The following is a 16,301-nucleotide window of genomic DNA, read 5'->3' on the forward strand; positions in this document are numbered from 1 at the left end:
CGGTGGACCGCGCAGAGACGCCCTTCGCTGGACCCGTAGGATGACCATATGAGGATTGCCATCGGAGGGTTCGCCGGTCTTATCGGCACAGCGCTGGTGCAGCGTCTGCGCAAAGAAGGCCATGACGTCGTCACGTTGACTCGTCATGAACCCATCCAGCCCTCTGATCGACGCTGGGATCTTGACACCCTCTCCATCGCGCCGCCTTTCCTCGACGACATTGACGCTGTGGTCAACTTGGCCGGAGCACCGATCGCTGATGGACGCTGGACTGATGAACGCAAGACTCGCATCCTTGCCTCCCGCATCGACTCGACAGGCGTTGTCGTCCGCGCCTTAGCATCCTCGCCGCGCTGCCGGATCTTCCTCAATGGTTCGGCGGTCGGCTACTACGGTCCGCACGGCGATGAATGGCTTGACGAGAACGATCCCGCCGGTGCGGGATTCCTGGCCGAGGTGTGCCAACGCTGGGAGACAGCCGCAAACTCCGCCCCTGACGGGGTGCGGGTAGCGACCCTGCGAACCGGTCATGTCGTGAGTTCCTTCGGCGGCATGTTGGGCAAGGAGCGACCGTTCTTCCAGTTCGGCCTGGGCGGCAAGATCCGCGACGGAAGTCAGTACATGTCGTGGATTAGCCTGCACGATCACGTATCAGCAATGATGAAGATTCTGACTGACGACGCTATGAGCGGGCCGGTGAACCTCGTGAGTCCGAACCCGTGCACCAATGCCGAGTTCACCACGGCGCTGGCTCAGGCCATGCACCGTCCGTCTGTAATCCCATTCCCGGTTCCGGCAGCGAAGATGATCTTCGGGTCTCAACTCGTCGACGAAGCGCTGTGCTCAGGGCAGCGGGTTAAACCAGCCAAACTCCTTGAGCACGAATTCGAGTTTCGTGACACCTCCATTACCGAGTCAATAACTTCAGCACTTGCAGGACGCCGATGAGTCAGAATAACCAACGTCCCGACGGTTTCTCTCGCCCCGATGAGTGGGGATCGTGGCAGGACGAATCACAGCAGAACCACGGCGATGTGACAGGGGCGGCTTCACACGCTAGACCGGCGCAACGAGACGAGTCGACGGCATCTCAGCCTGAGCCTTACCGCTCGGTTGACGTAGACCCCTCATGGGCGCCTCCTTCGGCGTCGTACCAGCAGGCGACTCCCCGACCGGTTGCCCGAGTGAAGCGTCGCAGTGATGTTCCGGTCGTCACGTGGACCCTTATTGGTATCTGTTTCCTGGTGTGGGTGGGGGAGTGGTTAAGCCCTCAGGTGGGTGAGGCCGTTGTGTTGGCCCCGCGAGTCGGATTCACCGAGCCGTGGCGATTCGTCACTTCGATGTTCGGGCACGCGCTGAGTATCTTCCATATTGGCTTCAATATGTACGCGTTGTGGGCCCTTGGCCGATCTCTGGAGCCCTTCCTCGGACGCGCCAGGTTCCTCGCTGCTTACCTCATGTCTGGCCTGGGTGGTGGGGCGCTGTTCTGCCTGATGGCCACTGCGGATGGGGGCAGGACGATCTTGCCGAACGTTGATGACGGTGTCGTCGGGGCCTCGGGTGCGATTTTTGGTCTCTTCGGTGTGCTGCTCATCGTGCAGCGACGGCTCGGGGTCTCGACGCGGGAATTATGGGTCGTGTTGGCTATTAACGCCGCCCTGTTGCTTTTCATCTCTGGGATCGCATGGCAGGCCCACCTTGGGGGTTTTCTCGTCGGAATGATGTGCGGGGTTATTTTCTTCGAGGACCCCAAACGTATTCAGGCTGGCAAATCCGCGCAGACATGGCCTCGAATGGCTTTGTTACTGCTTGCCATGGTGGCCGCGCTGGTGGTCAAATATCTGGTGGTCTGATACGCGTTTGGTGGCGGTCAGGAAATGGTGAGATCAGCGAGATCAGCTGGTCGGTGACGTGCGATGTGTAGCCCCTCCTGAATGGCCCACATGGCCCACTGGTCGCGAAATTCTGGGTCCCGGGTTAAGGCTCGGTGGCGCCTGAGCGGTGCCGAGACTTCGCACCACACTCGCAGGGATGCCAAAGGTGCATTCGTCGGCGTCAGTACCCCGCAGCCTTCGATAACGAGGGGACGATTCGCATCTAGGATGACTTCGTCGTCGAAGCGGTTTTGATACCAGTCCCAGCGCCGGTACCGGCGTCTAGCGACGAGATCACGCAGGTCCCACACCGATGACAATCCGGACCAGCCAGGGTACAGGTCGTCAGCGTGGACGAGCTGCCAGTCGGCATGGTGACAGATGAGGGTATTGGCTAAGGTGGTTTTTCCTGCCCCAGAGCGCCCATCGATGAGGACAACCGGCTGCCCGTGTCGTAAAGGTTCGGCAAGGATGAGTTCCTCCAGAAGGTCAAAGCGGTCGGCGTCAATGAGCACCTCACTAGTCTCGTCGCCTTGGGCCAAGGAAAGCAACGATTGGGGGCGGTCAGCCCGTCATCAGGTGAGTAGTTTCACGCAGTGGCCCCAAGTTATCAGCGCCGTTGCGCTTATGCAGCAAGATACCCAGCCCGCTCAACGAGTACCGCAATGCGGACTCGACTGTCGACGTTGAGCTTGGTCTGAATCGTCGACAGATGCGCCTTGACGGTGCTTGCCGAAATGTTTAACCGCGCGGCAATGGCGTCATTGGTTAGTCCCTCGGCCACCGCTATTGCAACCTCTCGCTCGCGGTCAGTGAGGGCGGAAAGGGTCTTGCGGGCAGCCCGGTGGCCCCGTCTACCAGTGTCGCTCCGCAACTGTTCTAGAAGTTGGCGGGTCGACGTCGGGGACATGAAGGCATCTCCAGTGTGGGCCGCACGCACGGCACTGACGATGTCCTCAGGTGAGGAGGTTTTCAGTAGGAACCCCAATGCCCCGGCGTGAATTGCGTCGGTGATGGCCGCATCGGTGGTGACGGTAGTGAGGACGACGACCTTGGGCGAGCTCGGGGAATGGGTGATTCGCGATGTCGCCTCCACACCACTCATTCCGGGTATTCGCAGGTCCATGAGGACCACATCGGCCTGGGGAGCCTGCCTCACGGCTCCGTCGCCGTCACTGGCCTCACCGACCACCTCAAGGTCATCAGCGGCCTCAAGGATCTGGCGTACAGCTCTGCGTACGAGCGTGTCGTCGTCGACGAGTAAGACGCGAACGGGCAGCATGGCCACATCCTATGATGTTCACCGTTTGCGATTCGTTGCGGCTGCACCGTGGTCTATTAGGAGCAGGCGGGGATGATTATCACCGCCACGGGATGTCCACATGGACGTGGAACAGATCGTCGTCAAGACCGTAGTGAAGGCTGCCCCCAAGTAGCTCGACACGCTCGGTGATCCCCTTAAGCCCGCGGGAATGGGCACTCGGTCCTCCAGCCCATCCGCCGATGTAGCCGTTCGTCGCGTCGATGCTGATTCCGTCTCGGGGATTCCCGCGTACGCGCAGGGTCGTCGTCTGCCCGGGTGCGTGCTTGGCTGCGTTAGTGAGCAGCTCCTGAACGATGCGGTAGACGGCCCTCGACACGGCGGGATCGACCCGATCGGCGTCCTCAATGAAGACGCTCGAATTGAGGGGCTGACCGGCGCCGAAGGACTCGTCAATGACCTCGGCCAGTTTCGACAGGGGCAAATCGGGTGTCACGCGGGACTCGGTAAGTACCGACAACAGGGAATGCAAGTCATTGACGGCTGCAGCTGCCCCAGCCTGTACCTCGTGGGCGGCCTTGACGGCGTCCGGATTGTCCCGAAGTTGAGTCTCTAGCGCCCCGGACTGCAGGCTGAGAAGGGACAATTTATGGCCGAGTTGATCGTGGATTTCCTGGGCGATGCGCTCGCGTTCCTCGCGGCGTGACAATTCGTCGCCGAGTTTGGCGTTGGTGGCCTGCGCGACGTCGCGTTCCCGGGTAAGTGAGGTTGTGGTGCGTTGGCTGCGGCGCCACAGCCCCGAACCAATGGAGATGATGAGCCCGGCGGCGATGAAGGCCGCAACGGTGAACCAAGAGACCGTCAGATCAGCAGTGTCAGGGGTGTTTGCTGGGGACAAGAGAGTTTTGATCGTCGACGCGGCCTTCGGAGACCTGGCGGCGTCCACGACTCCTACGATGGTAGTCGTGATCGTCACGGCCGCGGTGGTCCACCACGGTGCCGCGCCACGTCGTCGTCCCAGCAAACATGCCAGGGCGATAAGAGGAACAGTGTTACCGATCGGTAGTACCAGGCTGATTGCCGCTGTGACGAGGGTGATTGTGAACGGTTGACGATGTCGCCATAGCAGCCAGACGGGCAAAACCACATCTGCGACGAGGGTAGCGATTCCGTGCAGCACGGTGAGACCGGAGGGGTTCTGCGCCGTCATATGGAGGGCCAGTGGACAGAACGCGGTCGAGGTGAAGCATCCGAGTATTCCGATGGCGATGAGGACGATGGACAGCCAAACGGCGGGCCTGCGATCGTCGCCCACGACTTCGTACTCGATCATGCCCTCATCCTAAGGGCGGTTTCGGTAGGGCTGCCTCGACCGGATGGACGAAAACACCTGCCCAATCGGCCACCTGCGGTCTGTCCGTTCGGCCGATGCGGGAGGGCCCGATCCTGGGATGCACTGGTGTGGAGTCGAAAGGAGACACCAATGTCCAATGACCAGCAACCACCCCACTACCCACAACCGCAGTATCCGGGAGAAGGTCCGCAAGGTCAGCCCAACTTCCAATATGCCCTGAACTCGAGCGGGATGCCGCCGTCGAAGCCAAAAAAGCCGATCTACAAGCGGGTGTGGTTCTGGATTGTCATCGCCGTCGTCATTCTGGGGATTTTCGCAGGTCTGGAAGGAGGGTCGAAAGGAGGTGACGAGCAGAAGTCCGGTAGCGACAAGGCCGCGTCGGCCCCAGCTACGAGCCAGGCCAAGCAGGTCGAAAAGCCTGCCGCGAAGACCACCGACGAGGATCAAGTTAAGGGCGACCTTGCCCTGCTCAAGGGTTGGAAGTTGAAGAAGGACGAGTTCACGGTCCATGTGACGGGGTACGTACGCAACAACTCTGACGAGTCGATCAACAACTACGTCCAGATCGAATTCGACGCCTATGACGCGTCCGGCAACAACACGGACACCTGTCTGGCCAACGCCAACTCTATCGATGCTCACGGCAAATGGAAGTTTGATGCGATTTGTTCCAAAAACCCTAGTGAGATCAAGACCGTGAAATTTAAGGATATCACCGGAATCTGATCAGCCCGAGGTTCAGCCGCTGCGATGGATCGCAGCGGCTGAACCTCGTTATGTTGCGGTGGGAGTTAGGCACGCATCTGGATTTTGATCTGGTGACTTTGGTGCTGGCTTTCCGGCAGGAGGGTCATCGCCATTTTTGTGTATTGACCGCTACCGATGAGCCTTAACAGGTGCGCGATCGTCAGTCATCCATCCCCATCACCTCGTTGTAGAGCCGGGTGGTGTGTAAGGCGATGTAGTTGATTTCGGCTTTCGTCAGGTCGTTGCCGATTACTTTCGACATGTGCTCGGCCACTTGGCTAGCTGCCAATGTGGCTTCTGGGTAGCGATCTGACATGAGTCCCACAATGTCCAGGTCAACGTGAGAGAGCTGCTTGTTGTCCGAGGCCCGAGCGAACAGATAGCGAAGGTGGGTGACGAAGCGGGATGCGCTCATGGACGAACGGTCGATCTCAACGTGCCACAGGTCCTCCAGCTCGGTGAAAACGTCGCAGATCGTCTGAGTCATCGACATGGTCCGCGAAACGTCTCTACTGTCCCACCGCTGATTGATGAAGTGCAGGGAGAATGCCACCCATTCCTCGGGTTGCAAATGGATTCCGAGAGCACCGTCGACGATTTCGACAGCGCGTCGGCCCAGTTCCGCCTCATCGGGATAGAGCTGACGGACTTCCCATTCCAGGGGAAAATCGATGACGGCCCCCTGCTTAGCTCGGTGCACAGCTGCGACGAGGTGATCGAGGATGGGCAGCATCATCCGTCGGGCATGGGGAGTGCCCAGCTCTTCGCGCGCCAATTCGACGATTGCCTGTGCCACTCGCACCTCGGTGTGAGTGGCGTTCGTTAGCAGTGATGCGATGGCGGTCGTGCGATAGGCACCCTCTGCGACATATCGCTGGGCCGATGAGGCATCGACGATCTCCCCGCGGTGTCGTCCATAGGCGATACCGCGAGCATTGACGACCATTTCGGTCCCCGAACCGTTGACGCCGAGAAGAACATTGTTGTTGTAAATCTTCTTGACGATGACGTGCCCTTGTCTGAGCGATCCCTGCTTCGTCGTTGCGTGCCGTGAGCGATCCGGACGTTGCACCGGGTCATCCTGCGGTGACTGAGAGCACTGACGCCGGATCATTGCTGCGTTCCGAGATGGTGAACCCGGCCGCGTTGGTCACGACCACGGGGGAGATCAGCGACGGTACGCGTGGCCGTATGCTGTCCAGGTCGACGCTCAGGAGCGGATCGCCGGTCCTGACCCTGTCGCCCTCGTTGACGTGGGCAGTGAAACCTTCACCCTTCAGCTCAACGGTGTCGACGCCGACGTGGACCAGAACCTCCGCCCCATTGTCTGCGCGCAGGCCGACGGCGTGGAGGGTCGGCGCGACAAGTATGACGATGCCGTCGATGGGCGAGGTGAAGTCGCCCGAGACCGGGGCGACCGCAAAGCCTGGGCCCATGTGCTTGCCTGCGAATACCGGGTCCGGTACGTCAGCAATATCGATGATCTCGCCCGAGACCGGTGCTGCGATGGTCAGGGGTGTGGCCTTGCGGCGCTTGCGAAAAATGGACATGTCGACACCTTTCAGTCGTCGATTCCGAGTTGGGCGTTGATGGCGTTCTTGTAGAGGATGGCTTTGGCTCCGTAGACGGCCTGGACTCCGCCGCCGACCTCGAAGACCTCGGTCGCTCCGAGATTCTTGAGGCTGGCTTTGCTGACCTGATCAGGCGCCTTTACTGACACACGCAGACGCGTGATGCACGCGTCGACGTCCTCGATGTTCTCGGCACCGCCCAAGGCAGTGATGATTTCCGCCGCTGTCTCGTCGATCCCGTCGTTCCTCCGCTCGGACTTTTCCTGGGACCTTCTATCGGTGGGTGTGGCGGCAGTCATGGTGTCCTCGAGATGGCCCGGGGTGGCGATCCGGAATTTCTTGATGAAAAAGGTGAAGGAGAAATAGTAGATGACGAACCAGAGCGCGCCGACAGGCAACACATACAGCCAGTGGGTCTTGGCCTCACCTTGCAGCACACCGAACAGGAGGTAGTCGATAGCACCACCCGAGAAGGTATTGCCAATACGAATGTTGATGAGGTCCGCCACCAGGAAGGAGACGCCATCGAGGACCGAATGGAACACGTAGAGCAGCGGGGCCACGAAGAGGAACATGTATTCGATGGGTTCGGTGATTCCGGTCAGGAAGGACGTGAAGGCGACGGAGGTGAACAATCCAGTGTACTTGGCGCGACGCCCCTTTGGAACGCAGCGCCACATCGCCAGACAGGCCCCAGGCAGTCCAAACATCATGGTGGCGAAGCGACCGGCGAAGTACTTGGTGGAATGGGTGAACAGTCCGACATGATTGGGATCAGCCAGCTGGGCGAAGAAAATCTTCTGTGCGCCTACAACCGTTTTGCCGGCTACTGCCTCGGTACCGCCGAGGGGTGTGTACCAGAACATCGGATAGATCATGTGGTGAAGGCCGACGGCGCCGGCTAGCCGCATGAGGAAGCCATAGAAGAACGTACCAATGACACCCCAGTCTGCGATCGCAGTGCCGGCTGACACCATCCCGGCCTGGATTGGTGGCCAGACGACAAAGAAGAATGCGCCAATGATGATTCCCGCGAAAGCCGTAACAATGGGAACGAAGCGTGAGCCTCCGAAGAACCCGAGGAAAGCGGGGAGCTCGATGTTGTGATAGCGGTTGTGAAGCCATACGGCGATGGCACCGATGACGAGTGAACCAACGACACCGGTGTCGATTGTCCGATCGGGGTGACGGGAGAGAACGACAAGCGCCTTCGTGGTGGCTGTCATGACCAGGAAACCGGTGATACCGGCGAGTGCCGCGGTTCCCTTGTCACGTTTAGCCAGGCCGATGCACAAGCCGATGGACAGTAGCAGGGCAAGGTTTTCGAAGATGACATTTCCAGCTGCGCTCATTACCTGGAAGATGTCTTGGAGGATGGGATTGTCGAGAACTGGGTAGCTCTTGACGGTGGTGGGGTTGGACAGCGCACCACCGATCCCTAGTAGCAGACCTGCGGCAGGGAGGATGGCGATCGGTAGCATGAACGCCTTACCGATCTTCTGCAGGGTCTTGAACATGTCAGTTCTCCAAGGACGTGTGGGGGATGCGGGCGCGAATCGCGTCGATGAATTGGGTGAAGATTTGGGTGGGACGGGTGATTGTGCCACCAACGGCAACGATGTCGGCTCCGGTGGACAGGATTGCCTTAATGTCGCGGACCGAGTTGGCACGGATGTTGACGGCCCCGGACTGCGCAGCTGCCGTCGCGAATAGGGGCGTGACGCCACCACTCTCGGAATGTATGGGTTCACCAGGCAATGTCTGGCACGGCATGATGAGTCCCTTCGTTAGGGACTGAATGACTGAATTCATGCGAACCTCCGGCAACGTGGGTATACCGGCCTGAACACGCTCGTGCCCGCCGGTGGATCAGGTATTGCCGAAAGTTACAAGCCTGAGATCCATGAACTGCTGTTGAGACGCTAGCACAGCCTCTGTCGGTGAAGTTTGGGTGGGGGAGTCGCAGTACGAGTGTGGTCAGATTTACAGCCGTGTTCGCCGATGCGCCGGGATGATGACGTAGCTTGCTACCTCTTCGGTAGCGCCTTTTAGCTAGTAACTAATAAAGGATTCGTCACGGATCGGTGCTTGATCGTAATGGGTACTACGAGGTCTCGGTTCACGTGACGGGATTTGTGTCACAGATCTTAGTGAGGTCAAGACCGTGAAGTTCAAGGACTTGACTGAAATCTGAGATTTCTGTGTGAAGTTCGGTCAATTTGACCGTGAGTACTCGGTCAAATTGACCGGAAATTCCGGGGATGGGTCACATTGAGCCTGTCCAGAAAAGGGTCGACGCGAACAGTCCTGGGGCAGATGCGAGTGAAGTTTCGACGGGACCTTACGGTGTTGTCGGAGTGATCTTCGGCTTGACGACAACCCATGTGAGGACCGCGCCGACGACGAGCAATCCGGCTAGGGCGTAGTAGCCCGTCGCAGCAGATCCCGTGACGTCGGTCAGCCAACCGACAAGGTACGGGCCGACGAACCCACCCAGGTTGCCTAATGCATTGATTAGACCGAGTCCTCCTGCGAGAACCTCGATTCTGAGGTAGGCCCCTGGAACGGCCCAGTACGGGCCATATGGCGAGTACACCCCGATGGCAACGATTACCAGAAGAACGATGTTGACGATCGGATGGTGTACTACCTGGCCGATGGTGAGCGCGACGGCACCGATGGCGAGCGGGACCGCGATGGCCACACGCCTGTTTCCGGTATGGTCACTCCAGGACGACACAGCCAGCATCCCGACGACCGCGAAGATGTACGGAATGGCAGTGACGAGTCCGACGGACGATGCCGATGAGCCGGACATGAGCCCCTTGACCACGGTGGGAAGCCACAGGGTGTAACCATAGAAACCGCCCATGAAACACAGGTAGATGGTAATGAGTTGCCACACGTGTGCGCTGCGGGCGGCGGCTAGATACCCACCATCGCCATCGATGATGGGTTTGTTGGCTTCGTCGGCGGTCAGTTCGGCCTCGATGTACTCTCGTTCGGCGTCGGATGCCCATTTCGCATTATGAGGGTGGTCGGAGACGACTAAGAGCCATACGATCGCCCATATCAGTGGCGGGATTCCTTCCACGAAGAGCACCGTCCGCCAACTGAAATGGTCGAGGAGTGCTCCGGTGATCGGGGAAATGAGCACCGATGACAGGGGTAGGCAGCACATCCACAGGGAATTGGCCCTGGCACGCTCTTTGAGCGGGAACCAGTTGGCGATGAGGATGAGCACCGAGGGCCATACGCCACCTTCGAAAAAGCCGAGGACGAATCGTGCGGTATAGAACTGGCCGTTGGACTGGACAAAGGAGACCGCCATGGCGGCAAATCCCCAAAGGAACATGAGGATCGCGACAGTCTTCTTCGCACTCCAACGTTCTGCGAGGATCGCGGCTGGGATCTGCAGGAACATGTAGCCGAAGAAGAAGATGCCGCTCACGATGCCCTCATCGGCCTTGGTGAGATGAATCTGGCTAGAGGTATCTGAGTTGATGTACGGCAGGATCATCGCCGTGTTGGTCCGGTCGAGGTACGCCAACATGTACATAATCACGGCTACGGGGATCACATAGACCCAGCGCTTCGCCGGAGGTTTGCTCGCGTCGGCCTTGTCGGTCGTTTCTAAATTATTGACTGAGTTAATGGCCATGGAATACCCCCTGAGATTATCGAAGATAGACGTCCTCGAAATCATCAGTTGCGGCCTGTGCTCGGTAAATACTCTTCTCGAATTACCGGAACAAATCTCGCAAAATCACTGGCAACGTGCAGGGCTGATTGCATGGTCATGGGGGAGGCGGCACCTTGACCGGCGATGTCGAAGGCCGTGCCGTGATCGACCGACGTTCGGAGGATGGGGAGTCCTGCTGTGACAGAGACCGTGCCGTCAAAATCAAGGGTCTTCGAGGCGATATGACCCTGGTCGTGGTATAGGGAAAGGACGCCGTCGTACTCCCTGATGACGCCCTTATGGAAGACGGAATCTGCAGGAACCGGTCCGACGACGTTGTGACCCTCGGCGCAGGCGCTTTTGACAGCAGGGCGAAGGACCTCGATCTCCTCGGTGCCAAAATGTCCACCCTCGCCAGCGTGGGGATTGAGTGCGGCGACCGCCAGTTTCGGTGAGTTGCAGCCGAACACCTTGAGGGCTCGAAGCGCTTTGTGAATCTCGTGATCGATGAGATCGCGTCTGATGGAATCAACCGCCTCGCGCAAGGACATATGCCTGGTGGCAAAGAAGATCTTGAGCCCACTGACGACGAACATCGTGTCGGTGTCCGGGGTGCCGCATAGGCTCCCCAACATCTCCGTGTGCCCTAGGAACTCGGAGCCAGTCTTCCATATAGCTTCCTTGTTGATCGGGGAGGTGACAACGCCGTCGGTCTTTCCCGAAAGTGCCGCATCAGTGGCTGCTTCGATCGAAGCGATGGCCGCGCGCCCAGCGAGTTCCTGGACGCTTCCCCACTCGATGGAATCGGCATGAGGAACGGTGCCGGTGTCGACGACGTTGATCACATTCGGTTCGGGCTCGATGTGCTCCTCGGAGGTGACACGACGAACGGTCTCGCTCAATCCGGTGACGGAGCACGCCCGAGAGATGATGGCTGGATCGCCGTACACGATGGGGATGAAGGATCGGTCGTCGGCCATGTTGTGGATGGCTTGGACCGTGATTTCCGGTCCGATTCCGGCTGGGTCACCTTCTGTGATTCCAAGAAGTGGTGTCTTTGGCATGGTCTTACTCTCCTTTATCGTTTGATGGTTTTCGGGGTGAGCGGGATTGATGATGCGATCGTGATGGGCCCGCGTCTACACGATCCGCGGTTCGGATTGACGTATTCGGCTTCGGAGCTGGTTGATGCATTCGACCGCCGCGTCAGCGTCCCCGACGAGGCCACCCTTGGTGGCAAATCCGAGACCGTCATGAGGGCCACCGACCAGTTTTCCGGACACGGCCAGGGGGACGACCTCGTTCTCCACCTCGTAGCCACGAGCGCCCAAGGCATCGAGGACGGCGAAGGCAACGTCGCCCCCTGACGCATAGATTCCGTCAAACTGCATTGAATCCGCGCATTCCACTGCCAGGTCGATGATGAGCGCGAGCATCTGGGAGGCGTGCAGCGGGTCGGGGGCTGAGCCGTCTCGTGACGTGGTACGGATTCCGATGACGGTCTTTCCAATCTCGGCCGATGCCCGAAGTCGGGACAAGAGCTGGCTAACATCGGAGGCCGGGTCGTCGACGGTGATGAGATCGACACCGGATTGGCTCTCGAGCCGGTCCGACTGCAATTTCGTGAGTTCGGTGGGTGAACCGATCAACGCCAGAATGGGATTGGCTCGATCAACATGTGGACGAAATTCCCAGCGCATGGGCATAGGTGGCACCGAAGGGGCCCGATTCGAACACGACCCAGCTGCGTTCATCCGATTCAAGAGCGCTGGCTGCCGTGGCGATCCTCTGCTGGTCGTCGTCGGTTACGCTGTCGACGATGACGAGCTCCGCGTCCTGTGCTGCCCTTGTGAGCCTATCGGCGAGCGTAGAGGTGTCACCCATGACGACATCCAGACCAATGTTTGTCGTGGTCAACTGGGTTTGTTCGTGGATGATGCCTGCGACGCCGGAATGTCGAACCGGTGTGAAGGGATCACGCGAAGCCGGGCCCATGAGAATGGGCTCACCGTCGAGGAGTTGATAACCGCCGACGGTGGTTCGGTGGGCCGCCGGAAAACCAGGGACGACAAGACCGCATATCCGTCGTTCGGGATGCATCGCCCTGGTAGCGGTGAGGGTTGCCTCGATCTCAGCCCCAATGTTGCCGCGCAAGGTGGTATCAAACCGTTTCACGATGGCCCGGACGTCGTACCCAAAGTTCCTGACGATTGCATCCACGGTCTGTGCGGCGCGTGCGGGTGTCATGTGACGAGAGCCAGTTGAACACGCGATGACCTGGATGGAGTCGTCGAGGTCGACCGGTGCGGTCGGGTCGAGCATGGTTACTGCCCGCAGCCCATCTCGCGCATAGGCGGACGCAGTTGCGTTGGTACCGGTGAGGTCATCTCCAATAACGAGGATCTCCGACACGACTCCTAGCTCCTTCGCCTAGGGCATGCACATGAGCGTCATGCTCACTTTCTCGTGCGAACATGCATCAAGATAGCAAGATGAGCCGCAGAATGCGACTTACATGCAGAAAACTGGTCAAAAGATGACAAGATAGCGCATCTAGTGGTGTGTCCGTGCGCTGAAATAACGACGGGATAATAGGACTAGCGGGACAGCGACCGGTGAAGGGTCCGCTGGGAGCAAGGGGATCGTCAGTCGGTGTCTGCAGGCTGAAGGGGCGCTTGGATGACGTGGTGTCCGCTCCGGCGGAAGGCACCGAGCTTCTCGCTCAGCTCACTGTTCGACGACTGGACGGTGACGATCCCCGTCCGGGGCGGTATCGATGCCCAATATGGTTCGCTACCGGTGGTGAGGATCTTGGTGGGATCAGCGAGGATCCACGACGTGCGAGCCCGCGTCATCGCTTCGTGTTTGAACTCGACGGACTCCAGGAGTGGGCAGTTGAGCCCGTCGGTCGCAGAGACTGCGTCGCAGCCGATGAACGCGACATCAGGGGTGATGCTGCGCAGGTTTGATGACGCCCACGGTCCCAGAAGGCTTCCGCTGTGCTGCCTTAACGCCCCGCCGAGCACCATGACGTTGGCGGTGCCTTCGGCCACGGCCTGGAGCACGGACAGGCCGCCTACGAGGATGGTGATGTCGTTACGAGTCGACAGAAGGCGGCCCAGTGCTGCGGTGGACGTTCCGGAATCGAGCAGAACTAGGTCACCCTCGTTCACGAGGTGTTTGGCGGCATATGTGGCCATTGCTGCCTTGGAGACGTGCTCGCATTGTTCCTTCTCGTGCCAGGTAGGCTCGTGTCGTCGGATCATGACGTCTCCCCCGGAAATCTTCCAGATCTTGGATTCATCCGAGAGGGCATCGACATCGCGGCGAATCGTCGATGTAGAGACACCGAACAGTTGGGAAAGATCTCCGATGGACTCCGAGTGCCCCAAAGAACGCAGATGGTCGACAATGTGTCGGCGTCGGGCAGCTGTCGCCGTGCGCGGCTGTTTGGGTGTTGTGCTCATGGTGTCTTGATCGGTGACGTGGTTTGGCTGATCCAATTTGAGGACCGCCTCTAAGGATAACCCAGCGGCATCACTGCTGGACTCGGTCTGTTTGGGTGGTCGGTCCAAGAATTTCTCAGGTCACAGGCTAATAAGGTTACCTCGTCGGTGCACTAAACCGTCATCGAGTAAGGATTCCAGGCACCTTGATGCCTGATCGAGCTCGGGCCAGGCGGAAAGAGCCATCTGGACCTTCACTCCGTGAGGGCTGTTGCGCACCACGTCCATAATCACGCCGCGGCACTGGCGATCCGTGCCCTTCCATGGCTGTCCTCGACGGGCCGGGGCATTGTCCGGCCTACCGTCGATCACCCACCGGCAGCCATCCCGGATCGGGCAGACCTCACACTGCGGAGACCGCGCCGTGCATACCAGTGCCCCCAATTCCATCGACGCCACCGCCCACTTGGCCGCTCGGGCGTCTTCGTCGGGAACCAACGCGTCGGCGACTATCCGCTCAGCTCTTGTCACCGAGGTTGGACAGTTTGCGATCCCAGACTCTGCTCTAGCAATGAGGCGACGTACATTGGTGTCAAGCACTGTGGCGCGGCCGCCAAACGCAAAAGAGACGACTGCGCTAGCGGTGTAGTCGCCAATACCCGGGAGGGCGACGAGCTCGTCGTAACTGTTGGGCACAACCCCGTCGTGCTCGGTGGCGATCGTGACGGCACAGGAATGCAGGCGCAAGGCCCGACGCGGGTAACCCAGGCGCCCCCACGCGGCAACTGCTTCCCCAGAGTCCTCCTCCGCTAAATCATCAGGGGTGGGCCAGCGGTTCATCCACTCGTGCCACGGTCCGATCACCCGGGACATCGGGGTCTGTTGGCTCATGACCTCGCTAACAAGTACGCCCCACGCGGAGGTGCCGGGTCGGCGCCACGGCAGATCGCGTCCGTTGGCGTCGAACCAGGCACAGATTGCCTCGATGACGTGCGAAGTCAGCCCGGTGTCAGGCACTGATCACCTGGGCAGCCGCCTGGGCAGCCCTCGGCAGGGCGGCGCGGAAAACCTCGAAAGCTTCGTCGTCGTGAGCGTCCGAGAGGAACCAGGCCTCAAAGCACGATGGCGGCAGGTTGACCCCGGCATCTAGCATCGCGTGGAAGAACGCGGTGTAAGCCTCGGCATTCTGAGACTTGGCGTTGTCGTAATTGCGCACCGGGGAGTCGACGCCGAGGAATACGCTGAAGAGATTTCCGGCGTTCTGCAGGCGGTACGTGACGCCGGCTGCGTCAAGTGCGGATTCGAGCTCATTGCGCCATTTCTCGGAGCGGACATCGAGGCGCTGATACACCTCGGCGTCGGCCAGCTGTAGGGTTTTGACACCCGCGACGGTGGCCAGCGGGTTACCGGACAAAGTGCCGGCCTGGTAGACGGGGCCGGTAGGAGCCAGCAAGTCCATGACATCGGCGTGCCCACCCAGGGCAGCCAGCGGCATGCCTCCGCCCACGACCTTGCCGAAGGTGAAAATGTCGGGCGCGAAGTCCTCGCCGGCCTGCTGTTGCAAACCCCAGAATCCCGACGGGCTGCACCGGAATCCGGTGAGTACTTCGTCGGTGATCATGAGGGCGCCGTGCTCGGTTGTGAGGCGACGAATCGCGGCATTGAAGCCGGGCTCGGGCGGAACAACTCCCATATTGGCCGGGCAGGACTCCACGATCACTGCAGCAATCTGGTCGCCACGCTCGGAGAACACCGCGTCGAGGGCGGCGACGTCGTTGTAATCCACCACAATAGTGTCGGCAGTCGAGGCGGCTGGCACACCGGCCGAACCGGGTAGACCAGCCGTCGCTACACCGGAACCGGCGGCGGCGAGCAGGGCGTCAGAATGGCCGTGGTAATTACCGGCAAACTTGACGATGACGTCACGACCGGTGGCGCCACGGGCCAAACGGACCGCAGTCATTGTCGCCTCAGTGCCTGTCGAGACGAAACGCACCTTCTCGACCGGATCCATCCGCTCGATGATGGCATCCGCTAGTTCGGTTTCGGTGCGGGTCGGGGCGCCAAAGGACAGCCCCTTCGACGCGGCCTCCTGAACCGCAGAGACGACCTCGGGACGGGCATGCCCAAGCAGAGCCGGGCCCCAGGTGCACACCAGATCGACGTAGCGCGTGCCTTCGGCGTCCCAGATCCACGGGCCTTGGGCCTTCTCGATGAAGCGCGGAACCCCGCCTACCGAGCCGTAAGCCCGCACCGGGGAATCAACCCCGCCGGGAATGACGGCCTGGGCGGCAGAGAACAGTTCGGCGTTGGAGGTCATGTCTTCCTTCCGGTGTGGGGTTTGTGGTGAGCATGATCACCACGGG

At 59.9% G+C, this 16,301-nt stretch carries 17 protein-coding genes and 1 pseudogene; 4 read left to right on the plus strand and 14 right to left on the minus strand.

Going from position 1 to position 16,301, the window contains the following annotated elements:
* Window positions 1-48: 48 nt before the first annotated feature.
* Complete coding sequence (locus LRP59_RS03470; RefSeq protein WP_002513008.1) at window positions 49-948, plus strand: TIGR01777 family oxidoreductase; 900 nt, start codon at window positions 49-51, stop codon at window positions 946-948.
* The gene (locus tag LRP59_RS03475) at window positions 945-1,853 is read left to right on the plus strand and encodes a rhomboid family intramembrane serine protease (protein WP_002513009.1); all 909 of its coding nucleotides are present in this window, start codon (window positions 945-947) and stop codon (window positions 1,851-1,853) included. Before LRP59_RS03470 ends, LRP59_RS03475 begins: the two co-directional genes overlap by 4 nt.
* A gap of 17 nt (window positions 1,854-1,870) precedes the next feature.
* Here LRP59_RS03475 and LRP59_RS03480 read toward each other — a convergent pair whose 3' ends face one another.
* From LRP59_RS03480 to LRP59_RS03490, 3 genes are all read right to left on the minus strand, one after another.
* Window positions 1,871-2,425, minus strand: coding sequence for a hypothetical protein (locus LRP59_RS03480; RefSeq protein WP_002521121.1), 555 nt, complete (start codon window positions 2,423-2,425; stop codon window positions 1,871-1,873).
* A gap of 74 nt (window positions 2,426-2,499) precedes the next feature.
* Window positions 2,500-3,156 carry a response regulator transcription factor gene (locus LRP59_RS03485; RefSeq protein ID WP_002513011.1) on the minus strand — a complete coding sequence of 219 codons (657 nt, stop codon included), beginning with the start codon at window positions 3,154-3,156 and terminating at the stop codon, window positions 2,500-2,502.
* Window positions 3,157-3,235: 79 nt separating this feature from the next.
* Window positions 3,236-4,468, minus strand: coding sequence for a sensor histidine kinase (locus LRP59_RS03490; protein WP_002513012.1), 1,233 nt, complete (start codon window positions 4,466-4,468; stop codon window positions 3,236-3,238).
* Window positions 4,469-4,720: 252 nt separating this feature from the next.
* Between LRP59_RS03490 and LRP59_RS03495 the strand changes: the two genes are divergently transcribed.
* The gene (locus LRP59_RS03495; protein WP_171011473.1) at window positions 4,721-5,215 is read left to right on the plus strand and encodes an FxLYD domain-containing protein; all 495 of its coding nucleotides are present in this window, start codon (window positions 4,721-4,723) and stop codon (window positions 5,213-5,215) included.
* Window positions 5,216-5,396: 181 nt separating this feature from the next.
* Here LRP59_RS03495 and LRP59_RS03500 read toward each other — a convergent pair whose 3' ends face one another.
* Genes LRP59_RS03500 through LRP59_RS03515 form a run of 4 tightly spaced genes read right to left on the minus strand, consistent with a single transcriptional unit; the run spans window position 5,397 to window position 8,619 of the window.
* Window positions 5,397-6,308 carry a PRD domain-containing protein gene (locus tag LRP59_RS03500; RefSeq protein WP_002513014.1) on the minus strand — a complete coding sequence of 304 codons (912 nt, stop codon included), beginning with the start codon at window positions 6,306-6,308 and terminating at the stop codon, window positions 5,397-5,399.
* 4 nt (window positions 6,309-6,312) lie between these two features.
* The gene (locus LRP59_RS03505) at window positions 6,313-6,786 is read right to left on the minus strand and encodes a PTS glucose transporter subunit IIA (protein ID WP_002513015.1); all 474 of its coding nucleotides are present in this window, start codon (window positions 6,784-6,786) and stop codon (window positions 6,313-6,315) included.
* Window positions 6,787-6,797: 11 nt separating this feature from the next.
* Window positions 6,798-8,324, minus strand: coding sequence for a PTS transporter subunit EIIC (locus tag LRP59_RS03510; RefSeq protein ID WP_002513016.1), 1,527 nt, complete (start codon window positions 8,322-8,324; stop codon window positions 6,798-6,800).
* Window position 8,325: 1 nt separating this feature from the next.
* Window positions 8,326-8,619 (minus strand): N-acetylmannosamine-6-phosphate 2-epimerase, encoded by a 294-nt coding sequence (locus tag LRP59_RS03515; protein ID WP_002513017.1) that lies wholly within the window; start codon window positions 8,617-8,619, stop codon window positions 8,326-8,328.
* Window positions 8,620-9,010: 391 nt separating this feature from the next.
* Here LRP59_RS03515 and LRP59_RS03520 point away from each other — a divergent pair.
* Window positions 9,011-9,233: pseudogene (locus LRP59_RS03520) on the plus strand (hypothetical protein).
* Here the strand turns inward: LRP59_RS03520 and LRP59_RS03525 are convergent.
* From LRP59_RS03525 to hemL, 7 genes are all read right to left on the minus strand, one after another.
* Window positions 9,149-10,468, minus strand: coding sequence for an MFS transporter (locus LRP59_RS03525; protein ID WP_002513018.1), 1,320 nt, complete (start codon window positions 10,466-10,468; stop codon window positions 9,149-9,151). The pseudogene LRP59_RS03520 and the gene LRP59_RS03525 overlap by 85 nt on opposite strands.
* A gap of 44 nt (window positions 10,469-10,512) precedes the next feature.
* Window positions 10,513-11,553, minus strand: coding sequence for a 4-hydroxythreonine-4-phosphate dehydrogenase PdxA (pdxA, locus tag LRP59_RS03530; protein WP_002521125.1), 1,041 nt, complete (start codon window positions 11,551-11,553; stop codon window positions 10,513-10,515).
* 75 nt (window positions 11,554-11,628) lie between these two features.
* Window positions 11,629-12,138 carry a nucleotide-binding domain containing protein gene (locus LRP59_RS03535; RefSeq protein WP_002533257.1) on the minus strand — a complete coding sequence of 170 codons (510 nt, stop codon included), beginning with the start codon at window positions 12,136-12,138 and terminating at the stop codon, window positions 11,629-11,631.
* Between the two features lie 22 nt (window positions 12,139-12,160).
* Window positions 12,161-12,901, minus strand: a complete 741-nt coding sequence (locus LRP59_RS03540; protein WP_002513021.1) for a four-carbon acid sugar kinase family protein — start codon at window positions 12,899-12,901, stop codon at window positions 12,161-12,163.
* 233 nt (window positions 12,902-13,134) lie between these two features.
* Complete coding sequence (locus LRP59_RS03545) at window positions 13,135-14,064, minus strand: DeoR/GlpR family DNA-binding transcription regulator (RefSeq protein ID WP_002531675.1); 930 nt, start codon at window positions 14,062-14,064, stop codon at window positions 13,135-13,137.
* A gap of 12 nt (window positions 14,065-14,076) precedes the next feature.
* Entirely contained in the window at window positions 14,077-14,952 is an 876-nt protein-coding gene (locus tag LRP59_RS03550) for an A/G-specific adenine glycosylase (RefSeq protein ID WP_002513023.1), read from the minus strand.
* On the minus strand, window positions 14,945-16,255 hold the full coding sequence (hemL, locus tag LRP59_RS03555) for a glutamate-1-semialdehyde 2,1-aminomutase (protein ID WP_002513024.1): 1,311 nt from the start codon (window positions 16,253-16,255) through the stop codon (window positions 14,945-14,947). Before hemL ends, LRP59_RS03550 begins: the two co-directional genes overlap by 8 nt.
* Window positions 16,256-16,301: the final 46 nt, after the last annotated feature.

It is taken from the genome of Cutibacterium sp. 37298 (assembly GCF_023838685.1).
Classification (GTDB): Bacteria; Actinomycetota; Actinomycetes; order Propionibacteriales; family Propionibacteriaceae; genus Cutibacterium; species Cutibacterium acnes.